The organism is Oceaniglobus sp. K40-3 (assembly GCF_055808395.1).
Genome location: NZ_CM147868.1, coordinates 915964 through 939188 on the forward strand (window position 1 = coordinate 915964; position 23225 = coordinate 939188).

Below are 23225 nucleotides of genomic sequence, written 5' to 3' on the forward strand. Positions count from 1 at the left end.
ATCAGCAGAGTTATCCACAAAAACGGTGGGTATGTTCACCCTTGCCGTTGCTGCCATCCCGTTGCAGACAAACCCGGGAATCACGATGATGCCAGAATGAGCGAACAAGACACCCGCCCCACCGGCCACGCCTGTGTGCAATCCTATCTAAAGACGCTGGACAATTCGCCCGGTGTCTATCGGATGCTCGATGCCCGCGGCGCGGTTCTCTATGTGGGCAAGGCGCGCGCCCTGCGCAAACGGGTCAGTAATTATGCCAACCCGAACGGCCATACGCCGCGCATCGACCGGATGATCCGCGAAACGGTTTCGATGATGTTTCTGACCACCCGGACAGAAACCGAGGCGCTGCTGCTGGAACAGAACCTGATCAAGCAGCTCAAGCCGAAGTACAACGTGCTGCTGCGCGATGATAAATCCTTTCCCAATATCCTCGTCACCGGCGATCATCCCTTTCCCCAGATCAAAAAGCACCGGGGCGCGAAAAAGGAAAAAGGGAGCTATTACGGCCCCTTTGCCAGCGCGGGGGCGGTCAACCGCACCCTGACCCAGTTGCAACGGGTGTTTCTGCTGCGGAACTGCACGGATTCTTTCTTTGCCGCGCGCACGCGCCCCTGTCTGCAATATCAGATCAAACGCTGCGCCGCGCCCTGTGTCGGGTATGTGAGCGAAGGCGAATACCGCACCCTCGTCAAGGATGCCGAGCGGTTCCTGCAAGGCCGATCCACCAATGTGCAGGCGGAACTGGCCCGCGACATGGAAGCGGCCAGTCAGGCGATGGAGTTTGAGCGCGCCGCCGCCCTGCGCGACCGTATTCGCGCGCTGACACAGGTGCAGGCGGGGCAGGCGATCAACCCCCAGGGCGTGGCCGAGGCCGACGTGATCGCGCTGCATATGGATCAGGGGCAGGCCTGCGTGCAGGTGTTTTTCATCCGCGCCAATCAGAACTGGGGCAACCATGATTTCTATCCGCGCACCGGTGCCGGCTTGTCCGCCGACAAGGGGGCCGGGCTGGCCGAGGTGATGCAGGCCTTTGTGGGGCAGTTTTACAACGACCGTGAACCACCGCCGCTGGTTCTGCTGTCTGACGCGATCGAAGATGGTGATCTGATGGCCGAGGCCCTGAGCGAAAAGCGGGGCACCAAGGTTGAAATCGCCGTGCCCCAGCGGGGTGAAAAGCATGAACTGGTGGCCGGTGCCCTGCGCAATGCGCGCGAAAGTCTGGCCCGGCGTCTGGCGGAAAGCGCCACGCAAACCAAACTGTTGAAAGGTCTGGCCGAGGCGTTCGATCTCCCTGCGCCCCCGAAACGGATCGAGGTTTACGATAACTCGCACATTCAGGGCACCAATGCCGTGGGCGGAATGATCGTGGCGGGGCAGGATGGGTTTATCAAGAACCAGTATCGCAAGTTCAACATCAAGGGGGCCAACCTGACTCCGGGCGATGATTTCGGCATGATGAAAGAGGTGATGACCCGCCGTTTTTCCCGCCTGCTCAAGGAAGACCCGGAACGCAACTCTGGTGCATGGCCCGATCTGTTGCTGATCGACGGCGGGCAGGGGCAGGTTTCGGCGGTGCGCGAGATCATGGATCAGATGGGCGTCGGTGACATTGCCATGGTCGGCGTGGCCAAGGGCGAAGATCGCGACGCCGGGAAAGAGGAATTTCACCGCACCGGCAAACCGCCCATGGCCCTGCGCCACAACGATCCGGTGCTGTATTTCATCCAGCGGATGCGCGACGAGGTGCACCGTTTCGCCATCGGCGCCCATCGCGCCAAACGGGCCAAGGCGGTCGGCGCCACCCCGCTTGATGATCTGCCCGGTGTGGGCGCGGCCCGTAAACGCGCCCTGCTGACACATTTCGGCAGCGCCAAGGCCGTGGCCCGGGCCGATTTGAAAGACCTGAAAGCGGTGGAGGGGATTTCGAACAATCTGGCAGACACGATCTATGCCTATTTCCATGAAAAGGGGTAATGCAGCGGCAGGTGAAATTTGGCAAAGTCGCCGTTCTGGCCCGCCGATATCGTCGAAAACGTGCTAAGCTCGTATCGGGGACCGAGAAAGGAAATCCATGCGGGCGTTACATGCGCAATGTGTTGTTGCCGGTGGTGGCCCGGCAGGGTTGATGACAGGCTATCTTTTGGCGCGCCAAGGGGTTGATGTGATCGTTCTGGAAAAACACGCCGACTTCCTGCGTGATTTTCGGGGTGATACGGTTCACCCATCGACGCTGGAGCTGTTCCACGAATTGGGCTTGCTGGAAGAATTGCTCACGCGGCCTCATCAAAAAATACGTCAGGCATCGGTCACGATTTCCGGGACGGCGTTTGACATCGCGGATTTTGGCAGGCTGCCCACACAGTGCAAATACATCGCCATGATGCCGCAATGGGATTTCCTTGATTGTCTGGCCGACGCGGCGCGCACCTATCCGAATTTCACCCTTCTGCAATCCACCGAAGCCGAAGATCTGATCGTTCGGGACGGGAAAATCACCGGCGTGAGGGCGCGCGACAAAGACGGGCCGTTTGCCATACATGCGGACCTTACGATCGGGGCCGACGGGCGCGATTCGACATTGCGCGATGCCTCGGGCTTGGCGGTCGAAGACCTTGGCGCGCCGATTGATGTCTTCTGGATGCGCCTGCCCCGAACCCCGTCAAAGGAACAGGAATCATTGGGGAAAATCGGATCAGGCGGATTTCTGGTGCAACTTGATCGTGGCAAATATTGGCAATGCGCCCTGCCGTTCCAAAAGGGGGCGGCGGATGTCATTCGCGCCGAGGGGCTTGCGGCGTTTCGTCAGAGGATCGCCGCGATCGCGCCAGAGCTGTCCGACGCCACCGAGGCGCTTGCGTCATGGGATCAGGTCAAATTGCTGACGGTGCAGGTGAACCGCCTGACGACATGGTGGCGCGACGGTTTTCTGTGCATCGGTGATGCGGCCCACGCCATGTCGCCGGTGGGTGGGGTTGGCATCAACCTTGCCATTCAGGATGCGGTGGCGACGGCCCGCCTTTTGGGGCCACCCTTGCTGGCTGGTTCCGCCGGGCCAAACCACCTTTCTCGGGTGCAAAAGCGCCGCGCCTGGCCTGCAAATCTGACCCAGAAGGCGCAAATACTGGCGCATAAGTTCATATTGGTGCCGGCGTTGAACACGAAATCACCGCCACGCCCGCCGTTCATCATCAAACTGCTGAACAAGGTCGCGGTGCTGCGGGGGCTTCCGGCGCGTGCCGTGGGGCTTGGGCTGCGGCCCGAGCATTGGCGAGAGACACGTTAACAGACGGTGTCGTCGAACGCCCCCAACCCCTGTGCCAGCCGAAGCGCCAGCGCCTGAAGCAGGATCACCGTTTTACCGTCCTGAATACGGCCGTCGCCGACCATCTTCATCGCGTCGTCCAGGGGAACGTGCAGCACGGCAATATCTTCGCCTTCTTCTTTCAGGCCGCCCCCGGGCAACACCCGGTCTGCCGCGCGATATCGCCCGAGATAGAGCCGCTGATAGGCCGAGATCGACCCGGGCGACATATAGAAATTCCCGACGGGAAAAAGTTCACCGATGCGATAGCCGGTTTCCTCTTCCAGTTCGGCGTGCATCCGGTCACGGGGTGCTGCGCCATCCAGGTGGCCGGCCGGGGCCTCGATCATCATGCCATCATCCCCGGCGATCTGCACCGCAACGCGAAACTGCCGGGTCAGAACGACGGTGCGCGTTTCGGGATCGTAAAGCAGGCAACACACGCCGTGGCCACGCTCGAACACCTCGCGGTCCATCCGCTGCCAGGTGCCGTCACGACGGCGCAGGTCAAATTCGAACCGGCTCAGCCGGGTAAAGCCGTCGGCCAGAACACTCTGGCCAAGCAGTCGGAAATCATCGTTGGTCATCGGCCCTCGCAGTTGCCCTGTTGTTTTCCCGCGACAGGGGCAAAGTCAACCCGAAGCGCGGCCTGTGAAACCCATGGTCCGCCACAAAAAACGCCTTGTGGCCCTTCACGACACGATCTGTCTTTCAACCCCCGCGCCGAACGTCTATCTCTTGGCCATGACATGGACGATCCCGAATATTCTGACGGTGCTCCGTCTGTTGGCCGCGCCGGGCGTCGCCATCATGTTTTTGTATTTCACCCGCCCCTGGGCCGACTGGTTCGCGCTGGTGCTGTTCGTGACGGCGGCGGTGACCGATTGGATTGACGGCTATCTTGCCCGTGCCTGGAAACAGGAAAGCCGGTTTGGCGCCATGCTCGACCCGATTGCAGACAAGGCGATGGTGGTGATCGCGCTGCTGGTTCTTACGGGGTTTTCCGGCATGAACCCCTGGATATTGCTGCCCGCCACGATGATTCTGTTTCGCGAGGTTTTTGTTTCCGGGCTGCGGGAATTTCTGGGCGCCAAGGCGGGGTTGCTAAAGGTGACGCGGCTGGCCAAATGGAAAACCACGGCACAGATGACAGCCATTGCCATGCTGTTTGTGCCGGGTATCCTGTTGCATCATTTTATCGACCGGACCATCGGGATGGACCCGGATATGGTGGATTCGATTCTGGGTGGTACACTCAGCGATGAGGTGGGCTTGCGCTGGCTTGATTCGGCGCAGTTCTGGACCGGCTGGGTGGGCATTGCCCTGCTTTGGGTTGCAGCGGCCCTGACCCTGATGACCGGCTGGGATTATTTCCGCAAGGCCCTGCCGTTTTTGAAAGATGAGGCACGCAAATGATCGACGTGGTTTATTTCGCATGGGTGCGCGAACGTATCGGTTTGCCCCGGGAACAGGTGGAAACTTCGGCCGCAACGGTGGCCGATCTGGTCAGCGAGCTGCGCCAGCGGGAAGACCGCTATGACGTGGCATTCTGCGATCTGTCGGCGCTGCGGGTGGCGGTGGATCAGGAACTGACCGATTTCGACGCCCCCCTGAAGAATGCGCGCGAAGTGGCGTTCTTTCCCCCATGACCGGCGGCTGACATGGCGGTGCGGGTGCAGACTGCGGCATTCGATGCGGGGGCGGAACTGAACGCCTTTACCGCCGCGCAGGGCAACGCCGGGGCCGTGGTCAGCTTTTCCGGGATCGTGCGCAATACTGCGGCGGGCGATCTTGTCGCGATGGAGATCGAACATTACCCGGCGATGACCGAAAGCGCGATTGCCGCCATGGTTGCAACGGCCTGTGACCGGTGGGCACTGGACGATGTCCTGGTCATTCATCGCCATGGCAGCCTTGCGCCAGGGGCGCCGATCATGATGGTTGCAACGGCCTCGCGCCACCGGGGTGATGCCTTTGCCGGGGCGGAATTTCTGATGGATTACCTGAAATCCCGCGCGCCGTTCTGGAAAAAGGAAACCACCGCGTCAGGGGCGCACTGGGTGGCGGCGCGCGATGACGACGAGGTGGCGCTGTCTCGCTGGTAAGGCGGCGACACGCTCCAAGCGAATTTCGCTCTGACCAAAAGGAATGCCGTTCCGGCATACATGATTCTGGGTTTGGCGCGCCCCTGCTGCCGTCGTTCCTGACCCGGGCTCAGGCGTTCTGATTGATCCGTTCAATATAGCCGCGCAGTTCCTCGGCCTCCTGGCGGGCGTCGCGCAGCCCGTCCATGGCGGCGCGCAGTTCCGCTTCGGTCTGGGCAAGCTGGTTTTTCAACTCTGTTTCGCGGGCGTGGACATAGGCGATGGCCTCGTTGCGGGCCTCTTCGGCCTCGTGCATGGCCTGCGCCATCTTGTCGAGTTCGCCAATGTCGCTTTGGCTGACCCGGGTCAGGCGGTGCACCAGCCAACTGGCAAACCATCCCAGTGAGAACGCCACGAACAGGATGATCGCGGTGACAACGATGAATTCAGTTCTGTTCATTTTCGCTTCCCGCGCCGCCTTCGATGATATCGCCGGTTGCCGTTTCGGACGGGGGATCGTCAGGCGCGGTTTCGGCTTCGGTGTCTTCTTCGGGCACAATCAGTTTGAATTCAATCCTGCGATTGGCCTCGCGTCCGTCTTCGGTGTCGTTGGTGGCGATCGGTTGTTCTTCACCAAACCCGATGGCCGTGAGGTTCGCCGTCGCCACACGGCGGGCGGCAAGGGCGGTCAGCACCGATTCGGCCCGGGCCTGGGACAATTGTTGGTTCATGATTTCGCGGCCCTGACTGTCGGTATAGCCGCCGATTTCCATCTGCACATCGTCACAGGTGCGCAGCAGTGCAGCGATCCGTTCGACTGTTTCGCGGGCGTCTTCGTCGATGTCGGCAGAACCGGGGGCAAAGGTGATCTTGCGGGTGGCAAGTTCCTGATTGATCTGCGCGACGCATTCCTCGGGGGTGGGCAGACCCAGCACCGGGTCGAGCTTTTTGTCATAGGTGATTTTTAGGGTGAAATTCTCGGCGCTGCCCAATTGGTCGGACAGAATGCGCGACACTTCGGTGCGGGCATCGGGGTTGCCGGTGACGCCGCTCACATCCACCACGTTGGGTTGCACGACGATGGCGCCATTGTGCAGTTGCGCCAGAGAATCGAGCGCGGCCAGCACCCGGGGGAGCCAGCCTTCGGGCAGGGTGTCGTCGGTGCGGGTGGCATCGGTGACTTCTTCCATGCCGAACCGGGCGCGGGCAAAGCTGCCGATGGCGGCGCGGGCGCGGTCATTGCCGATGCGTCCGCGCAGCTCTACCGTGCCCTCGGGATCTTTGGAGGCGATGAATTCTGGCGGGCCTTTGCCATCGCCGGTGCCGTCGATGACCACCGGATCGGGCAGGACCGCAAAGAGCGAGAACCCAAGGGGCAGCTTGCCCTCAAGCTTGCCCACCTCACGGTCGAAATCCGCCTGTGGGGTGGTGGATTGACCAACCAGCGTGATGTCGGCGTCCGAAATGGTGACAGAGCCGCCGCCCAATTCGGCAAGCGCGGTGATGCTGGCGGCGGCGGCCTGCGGCCATTCCGGGCTGGGCGCGCCAAGGCCGATGGTGCAAGTGATCTCATCCTCCAACCCGGCGGCGCGGGCTGCGGTGATGATCTGATCGCGGCCCTTTTCGGTGGCGGCAGAGCAGGCATCGAACCTTGGCCCGTCGGTGTCGACAAGGAACCGCAGGGTAAAGGGCGTGATGACGGGGCGGGGGGCTGCAATCTCCATCACCAGTTTCAGCCCCTCGGGGGCGGCGCGTGACAGATCGCTTTCCAGCCGCCGTTTGGCGTCGCGGCTGTCCGAAATCGCGTCAATCGCCACCTCATCCGCCGCAATCGAGATTTTCGAGCGGGGCAGTTTGGCCAGCGCCATCAACCCGAAATCCAACGCATCGTCCCATTCTTCGGGGGGCGTGTAATCGGCGATATCCAGAAGATCGCTGACCTCGCCTGCATCTTTGATGCTGCGGATCCGGCTGAGCAGGGCGGCGCGGTCTGTTGCCTGGGGGATCAGCCCGATCAGGGAAACGCCATCGGCGTTGCGCAGGATTTCGATGGAAAACCGCGGCGCTTCGATCACGGCGGCGGCGGCCACATCCATCTGGTCGATCACCCGGGCGGAATCCACGATGCCGTTGGCCACGGTGATCGCGCGAAACCGTGTTGCCTCGTCCGGGGCGATGCCGGTCAGTTCCAGTTGCAGCCCGTCTGCCGCAACAGATACCCAGTTGTGCCCCTGATCGCGCATCGCCGTTGTGACATCGGCGACGGATCGTTTCTCGATCTGGGTCACTGCGAAACTGGCCGAAAACACCGCGATAATCGCGGCAAGCCCGAAGGCAAAGAATGCGGGGATAAACGGGGATGAACGCATCCGTACCTCTTGGATCAGATCGGTATCGGCCATGTCTTTAGTGCGCCGGGCGTCCGGGGGCAATCAGAGCAGGGCCGCAACGGCGAGAAACAGCGCAACCAACAGCCCGGCGTTGCGGTTGCTGCGAAAAAGATGCAGGCAGTTTGATGTGTCTTCGGTGTTCAACCGCCCCAGCTGCCACGCCATATGCCACCCCATGGCCCAGGGCGCACCCAGGGCGACAACCACCGACAACACGTTCGCCCGCCCCACCAAGGCCGTCATCACCGCCAGCGCCATGAGCGTGACTGTGGCCACCAGAAACCGGCGCAACCAAGTGTGGGTGTTGTCACCAAACAGGCGGGCGGTGGATTTTACGCCGATCAGGGCGTCGTCCTCCTTGTCCTGGTGCGCATAGATCGTGTCATAGAGCAGCGTCCATGTGATGCCCGACAGATACAGCAGCACCGAAGGCGTGCTGACCGTGCCGGAATGGGCCGCAAAGGCAAGGATCGCGCCCCAGTTGAACGCCAGCCCCAGAAAGATTTGCGGCCACCATGTGAACCGTTTGGCAAAGGGGTAAATCGCGACCAGTGCCAGTGACCCGATGCCAAGGGCGATGGCGGTGGTGTTGAACGTCAGCAGAATCGCGAAGGCCACCAGAGCCTGTGCCGCCAGCCAGATCAACGCCTGTGTTACGCTTACCCGCCCCGAAGGGATGGGCCGTGACCGGGTGCGTTCCACCGCACCGTCGATATTGCGGTCGGTGATGTCGTTCCAGGTACAGCCCGCTCCGCGCATCAGCCATGCCCCGATTCCACAGCCGGTGAATATCCACAGATCGCCCCAGCCCATGCGCCCGGTCATGCCCATGGCCAGAAACAGCCCCCACCAGCAGGGCAGCAGCAACAACCACGTTCCGATCGGCCGGTCTGCGCGGGACAGCCGCAGATAGGGGCGGGTTGACGCGGGCGCAAAACGATCCACCCAGTTGTCGGGCGGTGCATCGGCCACTTGTCCGTCTGGTATCTGCGAAGTCTCGGACATATGGTGTTCCCATGGCATCGAATGTTCGGCTTTACCTAGACCATCCCCTTGCCCCGGGGCAATCCTGCGCGCTGACGCAGGCCCAATCCCATTACCTGTTCGGGGTGATGCGGTTGGCCGTTGGGGCGTCGGTGACGGTGTTCAACGGCGCCGATGGCGCGTGGTGCGCCAAAGTGGCGCGGGCCGACCGGCGCAAAGGCGCGCTGGAGGTGGTGGAACAGACCGCACCACAGGGGATGCCGCCGGATGTCTGGCTGCTGTTTGCGCCGATCAAAAAGGCGCGCACCGATTTCATCGTGGAAAAGGCGGTTGAACTGGGCGCCGCCCGCATCACGCCGGTGCAGACTGAATTCACCAATGCCGAACGGGTGCGGCAAGACCGGCTTCAGGCCCATGCGATCGAGGCGGCAGAACAATGCGGCGCGACCTTTGTGCCGCCCGTCGATGATCTGGCGCGCCTTGACCGGGTGCTGGCGGATTGGCCCGCTGACCGGCATCTGATGTTCTGCGATGAATCGCGGCTGGGGGCGGCAACGTCGCTTGCTGACGCCCCCAAAGGCCCATGGGCGATCCTGATCGGCCCCGAGGGTGGCTTTTCACCAACCGAGCGCACGCGGTTGGCCGCAATGCCCATGGCGCACCCCGTTTCCCTTGGTCCGCGCATCTTGCGCGCCGATACGGCGGCGGTTGCGGCGCTCACGCTCTGGCAGGCGGCGTTGGGGGATTGGACATGATCGGCCTGATCCGCCCGGAATTGCGCGCTGCCCTCTGGCCATGGCGCGAAGCGATGATCGGCGCGGTGGTGGCCTTGCTTGGCCTCTATTGGGGGCTGACCGATACGGGGCTGCTGCGCTGGGTCGGGTTTGCGGTGATGCTGGGGGGCTGTGCCATTGCGCTGCCCGGTGTCCGCCGCGCGATGTTTCCCGGTGCGGGCGATGGGCCGGGGGTGGTTGAGGTGGATGAACGCCAGATCACCTATTTCGGACCGGGCGGCGGGGCCGCGATCAGCATTGATGCCATCGTGCGGGTGGAATTCGACACCACACAGGGGCGGGATTGGTTGTTTCATTCCGACGGCGCGCCGCCCCTGTGCGTGCCATCCGATGCCGCAGGGGCGGACAAGTTATTTGATGCGCTCGCGCCTTTGCCGGGTCTGGATTACGACGCCGCAATCCGTGCGGCGCGCAGTAATGCACAGCGCCTGTTCGTGATCTGGCAACGTGACCGCACCCGCCTGCATTGACAAGCGGGGCAAATCCTTCCAACCCTCGTCCCCCAGTATCAGACCCATTCATCGGAGAGCCTGCCCCATGTCCATTCCTCAATCCGGCGGCGGCCTGATCGAACGGCACGAACAGATGGCCGAATACATGGCCGAAGGGTGTAAGCCCCGCGAAGACTGGCGGATCGGCACCGAGCACGAAAAGTTCGGCTATTGCGCCGACACCCTGAAACCCCTGCCCTATGAGGGTGAACGTTCGATCCACGCGGTGCTGGCCGGCCTGCGCGACAGGTTCGGCTGGTCGCCGGTGTTGGAAGGGGGCAACCTTTTGGGGCTGGAAAAGGACGGCGCCAACGTCAGCCTTGAACCGGGCGGCGCGCTGGAACTGTCGGGCGCCCCGCTGGAAACCATCCACCAGACCTGTGACGAAGTGAACGTGCATCTGGCCGAAGTGAAATCCGTGGCCGATGAAATCGGTGTGCGTTTCATCGGTCTTGGGGCTGCACCCGAATGGACCCACGATCAGATGCCGCTGATGCCCAAGGGGCGTTACCGGCTGATGAACGATTACATGGATCGCGTCGGCACCCACGGCAAACAGATGATGCGCCGCACCTGCACGGTGCAGGTGAACCTTGATTTCGAAACCGAGGCCGACATGGTGCAGAAGATGCGCGTCGCCATCGCGTTGCAACCTGTTGCCACTGCCCTGTTCGCCAATTCGCCGTTCTTTGAGGGCAAGGTGAACGGCCACAAATCATGGCGCAGCCGGGTTTGGCGCGGTCTTGACGATGCGCGCACGGGCATGGTGCCTTTCGTGTTCGAAGACGGTTTCGGGTTTGAGGCATGGGTGCAATACGCGCTGGATGTGCCGATGTACTTTGTCTATCGCGATGGCAAATACATCGACGCGCTGGGCATGTCGTTTCGTGATTTCCTGCGCGGCGAACTGCCCGCGCTGCCCGGCGAACGCCCCACGCTGAGCGATTGGGCCGATCACCTGACCACCCTGTTCCCCGAGGCGCGGGTGAAGAAATACATCGAAATGCGCGGGGCCGATGGTGGCCCATGGCGGCGTCTGTGTGCGCTGCCTGCGTTCTGGGTCGGGCTGACCTATGATCAGGGGGCGCTGGATGCGGCCTGGGATCTGGCCAAGGGTTGGGATGCTGAAACCCGCGAGGGGTTGCGCGTGGCCGCATCGGTGGATGGGTTGCAGGCCCAGGTGGGCGGCATTTCCATGCATGATCTGGCGCGCGAGGTTGTGGCGATTGCCGATGCCGGCCTGAAGGCCCGGGCGCGCCCGGGTGCGGGTGGGCTTATCCCCGATGAGACCCATTTCCTGAACGCGATCAAGGAAACTCTGGAAACCGGCCGCACCCCCGCCGACGATCTGCTGGCCGATTACCACGGCAAATGGAATGGCGATCTCAAGCGGATTTACGAGGAATACAGCTACTAGGGGCGGTCGTCCTCTTCCATGGGGGCGGGCAGGCGGATGGTGGAAAATCCGCCCTCAAAGGCCGAGATCGCCTGCACACAGGGTTGCGCACCGTAACCGTCGCAATTCCCGCCGTGCCGCCCGATCAACATGAGGGGCTGGCCGTTGAACTCGGTCAGCCGCCACAAGCCGCCGGTCCAACTGGCAGAGGTTTCGCCGTTGACGACAAGGTGCAGGATACTGCCCCCCGAGCCATGCCAGAGCGAATAATCAAGCGAACACAGGATATAGTTGAAATCCACCACCGTGTCGTTCTTTTCGCCCTCACCGTCCAGATCCACCCATGTCAGCGCACCGGGTTCAACCAACAGTTCCGGTTCGGGCGCGTCAGGATCGCCCTCCATCACGGCGGCGCGGCATTCTGCCGTGGCCTGCGCCAGAATGGCGTCGATGCGGGGCGCGGTGGTGCCTTGGGCAAAGGCGGCGGCAGGTAAAAGGCACAGGGCGGCGATGTATTTCACGATTTCGCCCCGATCTTTGGTTCCGTCCCGGCGCGCAGCCGGGCAATATTGGCAGAGTGACGCAAAAAGATCAGCGCGGCGAGCGCAATCAACAACACGGCAAGCGCCCCCTTTCCCAGCGCCAGCGCCACAAGGGGCGACAGCGCCGCCGCCACCAGCGCGGCAAGCGAGGAAAAGCGGAACACCGCCGCAACAATCGCCCAGGTGGCACAGGCCGCCAGACCCACAGGAAAGGCGAGGGCCAGAACGGTGCCAAGAAATGTGGCAACCCCCTTGCCGCCCTTGAACCCCAGATAAATCGGGTAACAATGGCCCAGAAACGCGGCGCCCCCGGCAAACAACGCCGCCTGTTCCCCAACCAGCCAGCGGGCCAGCAAGACCGCAATCGCGCCCTTGCCGGAATCCAGCAGCAGCGTCAGGAACGCGGCCAACCTGTTGCCCGTGCGCAAAACATTGGTGGCACCGATATTGCCCGACCCGATCTGGCGCAGATCGCCCAGCCCGAATAGCCGCGCCATGACCATGCCAAAGGGCACCGAGCCAAGAAGATAGGCCAGGATCGCCGTGAGCAGGTAAACGCCAAACGCCACGATCACCATTTTTGCCGCCCCGACACGGGTTGAAAGTATGTCATGTCATTCTCCATGAACCCGGGCACCGGCCACCCATGTGCCGATCACCCGGCCCTCCATGCGCTGGCCGTCAAAGGGGGTATTCTTGGATTTGCTAAGCAGGGTGAACCTGTCCAGGACGAAGGGCGCGTCAGGATCGAACAGCACCAGATCGGCGGGCGCCCCGGGAGTCAGCCGCCCCTGGGGCAGGTTCAGACGCCGCGCCGGGTTCAGGGACAGGGCACGCCAGAGGGTGGGCAGGTCGATATGCCCGGCGTGAACCAGCCGCATGGCGGCGGGCAGCAGGGTTTGCAGGCCCACGGCACCGCTTGCCGCCTCTTCAAACGGCAGGCGCTTTGATTCCTCGTCCTGTGGGGTGTGCATGGAACACAGGATGTCGATTCGCCCGTCTGCCAGGGCCTCGATCATGGCGACGCGGTCATCCTCGCTGCGCAGGGGCGGCTTTATCTTGAAGAATGTGCGGTAATCGCCCACGTCGAATTCATTAAGGGTCAGGTGGTGAATACCCACGCCCGCCGTCACATCCAGCCCGTTTTGCTTGGCGCGCTCCAACGCGGGCAGGGCGCGGGCCGATGTGATCTGATCGGCATGATAGCGCGCGCCGGTCATCTCCAGCAGCGCCATATCCCGATCCAGCGCCATGCGCTCGGCCATGGGCGACACGGCGGGCAACCCGCGCAAGGATGCGAATTTGCCCGAGGTCACAGCGGCGCCTTTCGACAGGCCCGGATCTTGCGGGTGGGCAATGACCAGCGCGCCCAGGGACCGCGCATAGGTCAGGCAGCGGGAAAACACCTTGGTGTCCTGCACCACCCGGTCGCAATCGGTGAAGGCCACGGCGCCTGCATCGGTCAGAAACCCGATTTCGGTCATTTCCCGCCCCAACCGGCCCTTGGTCAGGGCGGCCATGGGCAGCACGCGCACGGCGCTGTCGGTGTTGGCGCGGCGCATGACGAATTCCAGAACCTCGGGGGTGTCGATGGCCGGTTCGGTGTCGGGGCGGGTGACCATGGTGGTAATCCCGCCCGCCGCCGCCGCCCGGCCTGCGGATCGAAAGCTTTCCTTGTGCCGCTCGCCCGGTTCGCTGATTTTCACGCCGATGTCGATGATCCCGGGGGCCAGACATTTGCCGCCGCATTCAACCGTGGTCAGCGGCCCTGTGCCGGGGGAATCGGTGATCACCCCGTCACTGACAAAAAGATCACCAAGGGTGTCGGTGCCTTGCGCGGGGTCAATCAGGCGGGCGTTGGTGAAATGCAGTTTCATGGTGCGTCTTTCTGGATGTCGCGCAACAGGCCCAGAACCCTGCGCCCGTCTTGAATGTATTCAAACCCGATCTTGCGGCTGCGGGACCGCCCGCTGTTATCCCCGGCTTTGAAATAAACGCTGTCAGGCGGCCCCTGAATCAGTTCAAGCGGGGTGTTTGGCCCGATTTCATGGGATTTCAGGCTGCGTTGCCCCATCGTGGCGGTGGCGATATAGGCGCGCTTGTTTGTCAGGGTATAAAACGTGCCGCGCCGCACATAGGCATCCCAGATGAACCGTCCAAAGATCATGTAAAGCCCGATCAACAGGAACGGCAGGCCAAACAGCGGGAATATCAGACCGATGATCCCGATGTCGTTGCCGATCATTGCCGCCCCGGCCATCCAGAAGGCGGCGAACCCGGCAAAGAACACACCGAAGGCCGACACGCTTAACCCGCCTGACAGACGCACCCGGGCGTCGGGGGCGCCCTGCCAGATGATCTCTTCGTCGTGATCCAGAATGTCGTCCCATCCCGGGGCGGGCGTGCTCATCCCTTGCCCCCGGTGGCCAGCAACACAACCAGCGCCAGCAGCACGGCCACGGCCAGCCCGATCAGAAGGGTGCGCAGGGATGCGCGGTGCGCCGTGTCGTCATCGGTGCGGCCGCCCGGCAGGATGCCCTGCGCGCCACCGGCAGGCAGTGGTTCGAACCGGGGGGCGGTGCCGCCTCTTCGCCATAGGTGGCCACCAGCGCGCAATCGTCGGTGGGGTGCAGGGTGGTGGTGGCGGTGCCAAAGGCGCGGGACCGTACAATCGCAACGCTGCCGGTCAGCGCCGCCAGCGCTGCGCGGTCGGGGGCAAGGGTGGCATGGGCAATGCCGTGACCCTGTTCCAGCAACCCGGCCAGCCCCAGATCGTCAAGCTGGCGCAACAGCACGATCTGCACGTGATCGGGGGCAAGGGGACCGCTGCCAAGCGCCTGTTCCAGCGGCTCAAGCGTTTCGCCGTGCCCGATCATTGCGGCGAGCCTGCTCGGACAGGTGAAACACCCGCACCACGCCGAATTCATTGGCCGGAATGATGATTGGCGTGGTCACACCATCACCTCATGCGGGGGCGGCGCGGTTGCGGGCCAGCAGGTCCATCGCGGCCATGCGCACGGCCACGCCCATTTCCACCTGTTCCTGAATGACGGATCGGTTGATGTCGTCGGCCAGGGTGCCGTCAATTTCCACGCCCCGGTTCATCGGGCCGGGATGCATGACGATGGCGTCGGGTTTGGCATGGCTCAGCTTTTCGGCATCCAACCCGTAACGGTGGTAATATTCCCGCTCGGAGGGAATGAAACCGCCGTCCATCCGTTCTTTTTGCAGGCGGAGCATCATCACCACATCGGCGCCTTCCAGCCCGGCGCGCATGTCGTCAAACACCTCGACCCCCCAATCGGCCACACCGGCAGGCATCAGGGTGGGCGGGCCGATCAGGCGAATCCGGTTTTCCATCTTGCCCAGCAGCAGGATGTTGCTGCGCGCCACCCGCGAATGGGCGATATCGCCACAAATGGCGATGGACAGGCGGTGCAGCCGGCCCTTGGCGCGCCGGATGGTCAGCGCATCAAGCAAGGCCTGCGTGGGGTGTTCGTGGCGCCCGTCACCGGCGTTCAGAACCGCGCAATTCACCTTTTCGGCCAGCAGGTTCACCGCCCCCGAATGGGGGTGACGCACCACCAGCAGATCGGGGTGCATGGCGTTCAGGGTCATTGCCGTATCAATCAGGGTTTCGCCCTTCTTGATGCTGCTGGCCTGCATCGACATGTTCATCACATCCGCACCCAGCCGTTTGCCCGCCAGTTCGAAACTGGCCTGGGTGCGGGTTGAGTTTTCAAAGAACATGTTCACCTGGGTCAGCCCGGCCAGGGCATCGCCGTGTTTGAGCGTGCCGCGGTTCAGGGTCACGTAATGATCGGCCAAATCAAGAATGGTGGTGATTTCAACCGGATGCAGGGGTTCAATGCCCAGCAGATGTCGGTGTCGAAAGGTCATGCCTTGCTGCCCCCTGTTCCGGGATTGGAGTTACCTGAAAGGGCGGCTGCGGGTCAAGCCGGGCCATGGGCCAAAAAAGCTGCGCGGTGCCATGGGAAACGGCGCGCCGTGGGCATATGATGGCAGGCATGGGGATTCTGACCGTGGATGATATGGGGTTTGATGCACTGCGCGCCGCTTTGGCGTGGCAGGTCGAACTTGGCGTGACCGAGGCCATCGGCGATGTGCCGGTCGACCGCTATGAAATTCCCCAAGCGGCGCCCAGGGTGGCCGCCATCGCGCCCGCTGCACCTGCGTCGGCGGCGTTTCCCGATCCGGTGCAAGGCCCCGATCCGGTGGATCTGGCCCGTGCCGCCGCCAGCGGGGCGCAGGATCTGGATGCGCTGCGCGCCGCCATGGCCACCTTTGAGGGATGCGAACTGAAGCGGGGCGCGCGCAACACGGTCTTTGCCGATGGTGTGCCGGGCGCCCGTGTCATGGTGATCGGCGAGGCGCCGGAACGGGATGAGGATATCGTCGGCAAGCCCTTCGTTGGCCGCGCCGGGCAGCTTTTGGACCGGATGTTCGAGGCGATCGGCATGGCCCGCACCGCCGGGGCGCGCGATGGGATCTATATCACCAACATCCTGCCCTGGCGCCCGCCCCAGAACCGCGACCCGGAACCGGCCGAGATTGCGATAATGTTGCCCTTCTTGCAGCGCCACGTGGAACTGGCAAAGCCCGAAATCCTTGTGCTGATGGGCAACCTAAGCTGTCACGCCCTGTTGGGCCGCAAAGGCATCACCCGTCTGCGTGGATCATGGGCCGAGGCGCTGGGCCGTCCCGCGTTGCCCATGTTCCACCCCGCCTATCTGTTGCGCAATCCGGTGGCCAAGCGCGAGGCATGGGCCGATCTGCTGATGCTTCAGGCGCGTTTGCGCTGAACGGATGTGATGTTTTGCCTTGGGTGGCTGGCTTTGGTGCAAGAAGGATAGAGAATATGGCGCGGATTGATGAGGGAAAACGCTTTGTGCCGGTGCGCATCGCCGTTTTGACGGTATCTGACACGCGCAGTGCCGATGATGACCGGTCCGGCGATACACTGGTTCAACGGATCGAGGGGGCAGGGCATCTGCTGGCGGCCCGCGCCATCGTGCAGGACGACCGCGCGGCGATTGCCGCCCGGCTGCGCGACTGGTGCGCCGACCCGGATATTGACGTGATTATTTCAACAGGCGGCACCGGGTTGACCGGGCGGGATGTGACCGTTGAGGCGCACCGGGATGTGTATGAGAAGGAGATCGAGGCCTTTGGCACCGTTTTCACCATTGTCAGCATGAAAAAGATCGGCACCAGCGCGGTACAAAGCCGCGCCTGTGGCGGTGTTGCCATGGGCACCTATCTGTTTGCCCTGCCGGGCAGTCCGGGGGCCTGCAAGGATGGCTGGGATGAGATTCTGGCGCCTCAGTTGGATTATCGCCACAGTCCCTGCAATTTTGTGGAAATTTTCCCCCGTCTGGATGAACATCTGCGGCGCAAGTGACGCTCACGCACGTTTGATGGCATAATCGGGTTTCGGGTTTGGCGGATGTGCCAGACCCGGTATTCTGTGCGACAACAAAATGTGAGGCCCTGATATATGCGATTTCTGCGCCGTTCTCTTGTCGGGCTGTTTCTGCTGGCCGCGACGCTGGGCCTTCTGGCGCTGGCCGGGCAGGGGCTTTATTCGGCATTCGAGGCGCGCAATGCCGAAAAGGGCCGCGAGCGTCCGGCCCGGGAACGGGTGCTGGCGGTCAACGTCATTGCCTTTGCGCCGGAAACCGTGGTGCCGGTTCTGTCCACCTTTGGCGAAATCCGCAGCCGCCGCACGCTGGAGGTGCGCGCCAGCGCGGCGGGCGAGGTTATGGAACTGGGCGCAGGTGTGCAGGACGGGGGCCGTGTGCAGGCGCGGCAGTTGTTGTTTCGGATTGATCCGACCGCCGCCATGACTGCGTTGCAAGTGGCCCGCGCCGATCTGGCGGATGCCGAAGGCGAGGTGCGCGATGCCCACCGCGGGCTTGAGCTTGCCACTGAAGAGGTGGGATCGGCCCGTGCGCAGGCCGATCTGCGCGAACGGGCCTTGCAACGTCAGCGTGATCTGGCTGCACGGGGCGTTGGCACCGCCGCGTTGATCGAGGCGGCGGAACTGGCGGCGGCCTCGGCGCAACAATCGGTTTTGTCGCGCCGTCAGGCACAGGCGCAGGCGCAGGCGCGGCTGGATCAGTCAACCACCCAGCTTAGCCGCGAAAAGATCGCGCTGAACGAGGCACAGCGCCGGGTGGACGATACCAAGGTCACGGCGGAATTTTCTGGCGTGCTGGGGGATGTGACGGTCGTGAAGGGGCGGCTTGTCACCAGCAATGAAAAGCTGGCGCAACTGATCGACCCTGACGCGCTTGAGGTGTCGTTCCGGGTGTCGACGCCGCAATATGCCCGGCTTTTGGATGACACCGGGCAGTTGATTGATGCCGAACTGGTTGTGTCGCTTGAGCTGAACGGGCTGACCCTTGCCACATCAGGGCGGATCAGCCGCGAAAGCGCGGCGGTGGGCAGCGGGCAGACCGGGCGTTTGTTGTTTGCCAATCTGAACAGCGCCAAAGGGTTTCGCCCCGGTGATTTCGCCAGCGTCGATATTGATGAACCGGCGCTGGAGCGCGTGGCGCGCCTGCCCGCCGCTGCGGTGGATTCGGCGGGAACGGTTCTTTTGGTCGGTGCCGATGAGCGGCTTGAGGTCGCCCCGGTCGAGGTGCTGCGCCGTCAGGGTGACGATGTGCTGGTGCGCGCCCGCGGTTTGGCTGGGCGCGAGGTGGTTGCCGAACGCTCGCCCCTTTTGGGCGCCGGGATCAAGGTGCGCCCCCTGCGCCCGACCGCCGAGGCGGTGCCGGATGAACCGACCGTGCCGGCAATGGTGGAACTGACCGAGGAACGCCGCGCCCGCCTGATTGCCTTTGTCCAAGGCAACACCCGAATGCCCAGCGACGCGAAAGAACGTGTTCTGGCCCAATTGCGCGAACCCAATGTGCCGGCCCAGACGATCGAGCGGATCGAATCCCGGATGGGGGCTAGGCCATGGCCACACGGCAGCTTGGCGCGGCGCGCGGAATTCTTGCCTATTTCGCCCAACACCGCACGGCGGCCAATCTGTTGTTGGTGGTGATGCTGGTTCTGGGCATCACAGCGGCACCGCAGATGCGGGCGCAGTTCTTTCCCGATGTGGTGATCGAAAGCATTTCAGTTTCGGTTCAATGGGATGGGGCAGGGGCCGAGGATATAGACAGCGCCATCGTGCAGGTTCTGGAACCCACGCTTATGGCTGTTGAAGGCGTGGAAAGCAGCACCAGCAATTCATCCGAAGGGCGGGCGCGGATTTCGCTGGATTTCGAACCGGGCTGGGATATGGCCCGCGCCGTCGATGATGTGCAGGGGGCGGTGGATTCGGTCAGCAACCTGCCCGAAGACGCCGAAGACCCCGAGGTGCGCCGCCGTGCGTGGCGCGACCGGGTGACGGATGTGGTGATTTCCGGGCCGGTGGGTGTGGACCAACTGGGCCGGTTGGCCGACGAATTCACCGTGCGGCTGTTTCAGGCGGGGGTGACCCGCGTCACCCTGCGCGGCGTGGCTGCCCCGGAAACGGTGGTTCAGGTGGCGTCGATCTCGCTGATCCGCAACAACGTGACGATGCGCGAACTGGCCACGGCCATTGCCCGGGGCGCCGCGACAAAACCCGCCGGTGATGTTTCGGGCAGTGCGCGGTTGCGTACGGGGGTGGAAAAACGCAGCGCCGATGAGATTGGCGATATTGTTCTGCGCTCAAACCCCGACGGGAGCAAGCTGCGCATTGCCGATGTGGCGACGGTGCGCACCGAGGGGATCGACCGTAATCTGGCTTATTTCGTCGGTGAGGACAGCGCCATTTCGATCTCGCGTTGACCGGACCGATCAGGGCGATGCCATCGGCATTCAGCATCAGGTTGAGGCGGTGGCACATGAGATGCAACTGGGCGTGCCTCAGGGCGTAAAGATCGACCTGATCCGCACCCGCGCCGAAGAAATCACCGGGCGGCTGAACATCCTGCTGGAAAACGGGGTGATGGGGCTGGGATTTGTGGTGCTGTTGCTGTTCCTGTTTCTGAACGCGCGCACCGCGTTCTGGGTGGCGGCGGGCATTCCCGTGGCAATGACGGCGGCGGTCGCGTTGATGTATGCGGCGGGTCTGACCCTGAACATGATTTCGCTGTTTGCGCTGATCATCACGCTGGGCATCGTGGTGGATGATGCCATCGTGGTGGGCGAACACGCCGATTTTCGGGTGCGGAAATTGGGCGAAACGCCAATGCAGGCGGCGGTAAACGCGGCCCAGCGGATGTTTCCGGCGGTGTTTTCGGCCACCCTGACCACGGTGATTGCGTTTCTGGCGCTGGTGGCCGTGGGGGGCGGTTTGGCGATCTTATTTCCGACATTCCGTTCACGGTGATCGTTGTGTTGATCGCGTCGCTGGGGGAGTGTTTTCTGATCCTGCCCAACCACATGGCCCACGCCATGGCCCATTCGGCGAAACAGCATTGGTATGACTGGCCCTCGCGCACGGTGAACCGCGGGTTTTCATGGGTGCGCGATGTGATCTTTCGCCGTCTTATGGCGGGGGTGATCTGGGCACGCTATCCGGTGATGGCCGGGGTGATTGTGGTGCTGGTCAGTCAGGCGGCGCTGTTCATTCGGGGCGATGTGACATGGCGGTTCTTTGCCAGCCCGGAACAGGAATCGATCAGCGGCAATTTCGCCATGGCCCCCGGTGCCACCCGCAGCGACACCTTGGAAATGATGCACGACCTGCAAAAGGCGGTTGAGGATCTGGGCGCGAAATATGAGGCCGAATTTGGCCGCAATCCGGTTGATTTCGCCCTGGCGCAGGTGGGCGGCACCACCGGGCGGGGGTTGTCGGGGGCGGATACCAAGGATGCCGATCTGTTGGGGTCCATCGCGATCGAACTGATCGACGCCGATCTGCGGCCCTATTCCAGCTTTCGTTTTCTGGGCGATCTGCAAGAGGCGGTGCCATCGCACCCCTTGCTGGAAACCCTGTCGTTCCGGCGCTGGGGGTCGGGGCCGGGGGCGATTCTCTGGATGTGCAGATTTACGGCGCCAGTGCCGAGCGCCTGAAAGAGGCGGCGGAATCCCTGAAAACCACCATGGCGCAATTTGGCGAAGTTTCGGCGCTGGAAGATTCGCTGGCCTATGACAAGGAAGAGATGATCCTTGATCTGACGCCGCAGGGGCAGGCGCTGGGCGTGTCGATTGACGCGCTGGGCGGCATTTTGCGCGACCGGCTGAACGGGATCGAGGCGGCGAGCTATCCCGATGGGCCGCGTTCGGCCAAGATCCGGGTGGAACTGCCGCCTGATGAATTGACCGCCGATTTCCTTGATCGCACCCGGATTCGCACCAGCAGTGGCGATTATGTGAATCTGGCCGATATTGTGACCGTGGACCGGCGCGGCGGCTTTTCCACGGTGCGGCGGGAAAACGGATTGCGGATGGTGTCGGTGTTTGGTGACATTTCCGACGACGACCCGGCCCGCGCCGCCGAAATCACCGAACGGTTGCAAACTGAATTCCTGCCCGCACTGGAAGAAAACTTTGGCGTGACGACCCGGCAGGCGGGGCTGGCGGAACAGGAAAACGCGTTCCTGACCGATGCCGCCGTCGGATTCGGGCTGTGCCTGCTGGGGATTTACCTGACTTTGGCGTGGATTTTCTCCAGTTGGACCCGGCCCTTGGTGGTGATGGCGATCATTCCCTTTGGTTTGGTGGGCACGATTTACGGCCATTACCTGTGGGAAATTCCGGTCAGCCTGTTTTCGGTGGTGGGAATGATCGGGATGACGGGGATCATCATCAACGATTCCATCGTTCTGGTGTCAACGGTGGATGAATACGCCGCCGAACGGGGGTTGATTCCGGCGATTATCGACGGTGTGGCCGACCGGCTGCGCCCGGTGTTCCTGACAACGGCGACAACCGTTCTGGGGCTGGCGCCATTGCTTTATGAAACCTCGGCGCAGGCGCAATTTCTGAAACCCACGGTTGTCACGCTGGTCTATGGTCTGGGCTTCGGGTTTGTTCTGGTGCTGCTGGTGGTGCCTGCCCTGTTGGTCATGCAGCAGGATCTGGCAAAACAGATTGCCGCGCTGCGCCGGGCGCTGGCGTTTCGGCGCGGCGCGCGCGGGGTTGGGGCCGGGGTGGTCCTTGTGGCGCTGACCAGCGCGGGATGGTTTGCCATGACGCTCGGCGCGGTGATATTCACCGGCACCTATGCCCCGCCGCTGACCGGAATTATGCCGGGCGCGGCGACGCCTGCACTGGCGTTGGCGGTGTTTCTGGCCGGGGTCGCGGTACTGGCCGTGCTGGTCTATGTGATTGGTGGTGTTGCAGTGGCGCTGCGCCGGCGCGCAGCTTAACCGCAGCCGTGGATATCGACGGCGCCGCGCCGCCCCAGCACGGTAATCCGCAGGTTCGAGCGATTCAGCGCCAGCGGCGCGGCGCCGTCGGGCAGGATGTCGACCGTCGCGGCAAGCGTGCCGCCCCGCCGCCGGCTTGCCGCCTGAGACACCCAGACCGGCGCGCCGGGCAGTTCGACAACGACAAATTCATCCCCGCCCAATGGGGGCATCATCACCGTGGCCGTCAGGCGCACCCCGGTATCCCTGGCCGTCACCGCGCATTGCACCGCCGAAACCCCTGCCTCGGGCGCTGTCATGGGCCGGTCTTGCAATGCCGCCACGATGCGCGCGTCCTTGTGGGTTGTTTCAACCGCAAGATCGGCGGCGACACGGCCCATCACCGGCACACAGACGTTTTCGCACACCCCCATGTCGACCGTGCCATGGAGGGAAATCGGGCGATCTGCCCGCCGCGGGGTAAGTTCGATCGGAATGATCACCTGATCGCGATACCCCAGCGTCATCATCCCGTTCAGATCAAACACCTGTGGCACCGGCCAGTGTATCGCCACAGCGCCCAGATTGTCCGAGCCGCGCCAGTCAAACTGTGCCGGGATGCCGGCATCGCCGGGGGCGCGCCAGTATGTTTTCCAGCCGGGGCGCAGGGTGACGCGCAGGGCGGCCATCTGGGTGCCATGGTCGGTGCGCCACCCTGGCAGCAGTTGGAAATCGGCCAGATCGTCCAGTGATTGGGCGCGGGCGGAAAGGGGGCCGAGCGTGACGCAGGCGGCAAGGATGCAAAGCAATCGTTTCATCCCGCGACCCTAGCCATGGGGGCCGGGATTGGAAATCACAAAGGGGCGATGGATGCGTGTATGGCGG

The 23225-nt window shown here is 63.1% G+C and carries 22 protein-coding genes and 1 pseudogene; 12 read left to right on the plus strand and 11 right to left on the minus strand.

What is annotated here, in order from left to right:
• Positions 1-96 precede the first annotated feature (96 nt).
• Both uvrC and AC0L7P_RS04760 read left to right on the plus strand, forming a co-directional pair.
• The gene (uvrC, locus tag AC0L7P_RS04755; protein ID WP_473434700.1) at positions 97-1977 is read left to right on the plus strand and encodes an excinuclease ABC subunit UvrC; all 1881 of its coding nucleotides are present in this window, start codon (positions 97-99) and stop codon (positions 1975-1977) included.
• 97 nt (positions 1978-2074) lie between these two features.
• Positions 2075-3286 (plus strand): FAD-dependent oxidoreductase, encoded by a 1212-nt coding sequence (locus tag AC0L7P_RS04760; RefSeq protein WP_473434701.1) that lies wholly within the window; start codon positions 2075-2077, stop codon positions 3284-3286.
• On the opposite strand, the gene AC0L7P_RS04765 is transcribed toward AC0L7P_RS04760, so the two are convergent.
• Positions 3283-3891 carry an NUDIX domain-containing protein gene (locus AC0L7P_RS04765; RefSeq protein WP_473434702.1) on the minus strand — a complete coding sequence of 203 codons (609 nt, stop codon included), beginning with the start codon at positions 3889-3891 and terminating at the stop codon, positions 3283-3285. The genes AC0L7P_RS04760 and AC0L7P_RS04765 overlap by 4 nt on opposite strands.
• A gap of 157 nt (positions 3892-4048) precedes the next feature.
• On the opposite strand from AC0L7P_RS04765, the gene pgsA reads away from it, so the two are divergent.
• The 3 genes from pgsA to AC0L7P_RS04780 are packed head-to-tail and all read left to right on the plus strand — an operon-like array spanning position 4049 to position 5409.
• On the plus strand, positions 4049-4720 hold the full coding sequence (gene pgsA / locus AC0L7P_RS04770; protein WP_473435396.1) for a CDP-diacylglycerol--glycerol-3-phosphate 3-phosphatidyltransferase: 672 nt from the start codon (positions 4049-4051) through the stop codon (positions 4718-4720).
• Complete coding sequence (gene moaD, locus AC0L7P_RS04775) at positions 4717-4953, plus strand: molybdopterin converting factor subunit 1 (protein ID WP_473434703.1); 237 nt, start codon at positions 4717-4719, stop codon at positions 4951-4953. Before pgsA ends, moaD begins: the two co-directional genes overlap by 4 nt.
• 12 nt (positions 4954-4965) lie before the next feature.
• A complete protein-coding gene (locus AC0L7P_RS04780; RefSeq protein ID WP_473434704.1) occupies positions 4966-5409 on the plus strand; it encodes a molybdenum cofactor biosynthesis protein MoaE in 444 nt (147 codons plus the stop codon).
• A gap of 109 nt (positions 5410-5518) precedes the next feature.
• Here AC0L7P_RS04780 and AC0L7P_RS04785 read toward each other — a convergent pair whose 3' ends face one another.
• From AC0L7P_RS04785 to ubiA, 3 genes are all read right to left on the minus strand, one after another.
• The gene (locus AC0L7P_RS04785) at positions 5519-5848 is read right to left on the minus strand and encodes a hypothetical protein (protein ID WP_473434705.1); all 330 of its coding nucleotides are present in this window, start codon (positions 5846-5848) and stop codon (positions 5519-5521) included.
• Entirely contained in the window at positions 5835-7757 is a 1923-nt protein-coding gene (locus AC0L7P_RS04790) for an OmpA family protein (RefSeq protein ID WP_473435397.1), read from the minus strand. Before AC0L7P_RS04790 ends, AC0L7P_RS04785 begins: the two co-directional genes overlap by 14 nt.
• A 63-nt stretch (positions 7758-7820) precedes the next feature.
• A complete protein-coding gene (ubiA, locus tag AC0L7P_RS04795; RefSeq protein WP_473434706.1) occupies positions 7821-8783 on the minus strand; it encodes a 4-hydroxybenzoate octaprenyltransferase in 963 nt (320 codons plus the stop codon).
• A gap of 11 nt (positions 8784-8794) precedes the next feature.
• Here ubiA and AC0L7P_RS04800 point away from each other — a divergent pair, with 11 nt between their 5' ends.
• The 3 genes from AC0L7P_RS04800 to AC0L7P_RS04810 all read left to right on the plus strand — a co-directional run bounded on the left by AC0L7P_RS04800 (position 8795) and on the right by AC0L7P_RS04810 (position 11464).
• Positions 8795-9517, plus strand: a complete 723-nt coding sequence (locus AC0L7P_RS04800) for a 16S rRNA (uracil(1498)-N(3))-methyltransferase (protein WP_473434707.1) — start codon at positions 8795-8797, stop codon at positions 9515-9517.
• Entirely contained in the window at positions 9514-10026 is a 513-nt protein-coding gene (locus tag AC0L7P_RS04805) for a hypothetical protein (protein WP_473434708.1), read from the plus strand. The genes AC0L7P_RS04800 and AC0L7P_RS04805 overlap by 4 nt, the downstream gene beginning before the upstream one ends.
• Positions 10027-10093: 67 nt before the next feature.
• Positions 10094-11464, plus strand: coding sequence for a glutamate--cysteine ligase (locus tag AC0L7P_RS04810; protein ID WP_473434709.1), 1371 nt, complete (start codon positions 10094-10096; stop codon positions 11462-11464).
• On the opposite strand, the gene AC0L7P_RS04815 is transcribed toward AC0L7P_RS04810, so the two are convergent.
• From AC0L7P_RS04815 to AC0L7P_RS04840, 6 genes are all read right to left on the minus strand, one after another.
• A complete protein-coding gene (locus tag AC0L7P_RS04815) occupies positions 11461-11964 on the minus strand; it encodes a hypothetical protein (protein ID WP_473434710.1) in 504 nt (167 codons plus the stop codon). The genes AC0L7P_RS04810 and AC0L7P_RS04815 overlap by 4 nt on opposite strands.
• The gene (gene plsY, locus AC0L7P_RS04820) at positions 11961-12563 is read right to left on the minus strand and encodes a glycerol-3-phosphate 1-O-acyltransferase PlsY (protein WP_473434711.1); all 603 of its coding nucleotides are present in this window, start codon (positions 12561-12563) and stop codon (positions 11961-11963) included. Before plsY ends, AC0L7P_RS04815 begins: the two co-directional genes overlap by 4 nt.
• A gap of 36 nt (positions 12564-12599) precedes the next feature.
• Positions 12600-13862 carry a dihydroorotase gene (gene pyrC, locus AC0L7P_RS04825; protein ID WP_473434712.1) on the minus strand — a complete coding sequence of 421 codons (1263 nt, stop codon included), beginning with the start codon at positions 13860-13862 and terminating at the stop codon, positions 12600-12602.
• A complete protein-coding gene (locus AC0L7P_RS04830; RefSeq protein ID WP_473434713.1) occupies positions 13859-14395 on the minus strand; it encodes an aspartate carbamoyltransferase catalytic subunit in 537 nt (178 codons plus the stop codon). Before AC0L7P_RS04830 ends, pyrC begins: the two co-directional genes overlap by 4 nt.
• A 61-nt stretch (positions 14396-14456) precedes the next feature.
• The gene (locus tag AC0L7P_RS04835) at positions 14457-14861 is read right to left on the minus strand and encodes a hypothetical protein (RefSeq protein WP_473434714.1); all 405 of its coding nucleotides are present in this window, start codon (positions 14859-14861) and stop codon (positions 14457-14459) included.
• Positions 14862-14949: 88 nt separating this feature from the next.
• Positions 14950-15885, minus strand: coding sequence for an aspartate carbamoyltransferase catalytic subunit (locus tag AC0L7P_RS04840; RefSeq protein WP_473434715.1), 936 nt, complete (start codon positions 15883-15885; stop codon positions 14950-14952).
• 143 nt (positions 15886-16028) lie between these two features.
• Between AC0L7P_RS04840 and AC0L7P_RS04845 the strand changes: the two genes are divergently transcribed.
• The 4 genes and pseudogenes from AC0L7P_RS04845 (at position 16029) to AC0L7P_RS04860 (ending at position 22361) form a co-directional block, all read left to right on the plus strand.
• Positions 16029-16808: a uracil-DNA glycosylase gene (locus AC0L7P_RS04845; RefSeq protein WP_473435398.1), complete on the plus strand. Its 780-nt coding sequence runs from the start codon at positions 16029-16031 to the stop codon at positions 16806-16808.
• 56 nt (positions 16809-16864) lie between these two features.
• Positions 16865-17407 (plus strand): molybdenum cofactor biosynthesis protein B, encoded by a 543-nt coding sequence (gene moaB, locus AC0L7P_RS04850; RefSeq protein WP_473434716.1) that lies wholly within the window; start codon positions 16865-16867, stop codon positions 17405-17407.
• A 96-nt stretch (positions 17408-17503) separates the two neighbouring features.
• On the plus strand, positions 17504-19060 hold the full coding sequence (locus AC0L7P_RS04855; RefSeq protein WP_473434717.1) for an efflux RND transporter periplasmic adaptor subunit: 1557 nt from the start codon (positions 17504-17506) through the stop codon (positions 19058-19060).
• Positions 18973-22361: pseudogene (locus AC0L7P_RS04860) on the plus strand (efflux RND transporter permease subunit). The gene AC0L7P_RS04855 and the pseudogene AC0L7P_RS04860 overlap by 88 nt, the downstream one beginning before the upstream one ends.
• Here AC0L7P_RS04860 and AC0L7P_RS04865 read toward each other — a convergent pair.
• A complete protein-coding gene (locus tag AC0L7P_RS04865) occupies positions 22358-23158 on the minus strand; it encodes a protein-disulfide reductase DsbD domain-containing protein (RefSeq protein ID WP_473434718.1) in 801 nt (266 codons plus the stop codon). The pseudogene AC0L7P_RS04860 and the gene AC0L7P_RS04865 overlap by 4 nt on opposite strands.
• Between the last annotated feature and the right edge of the window lie 67 nt (positions 23159-23225).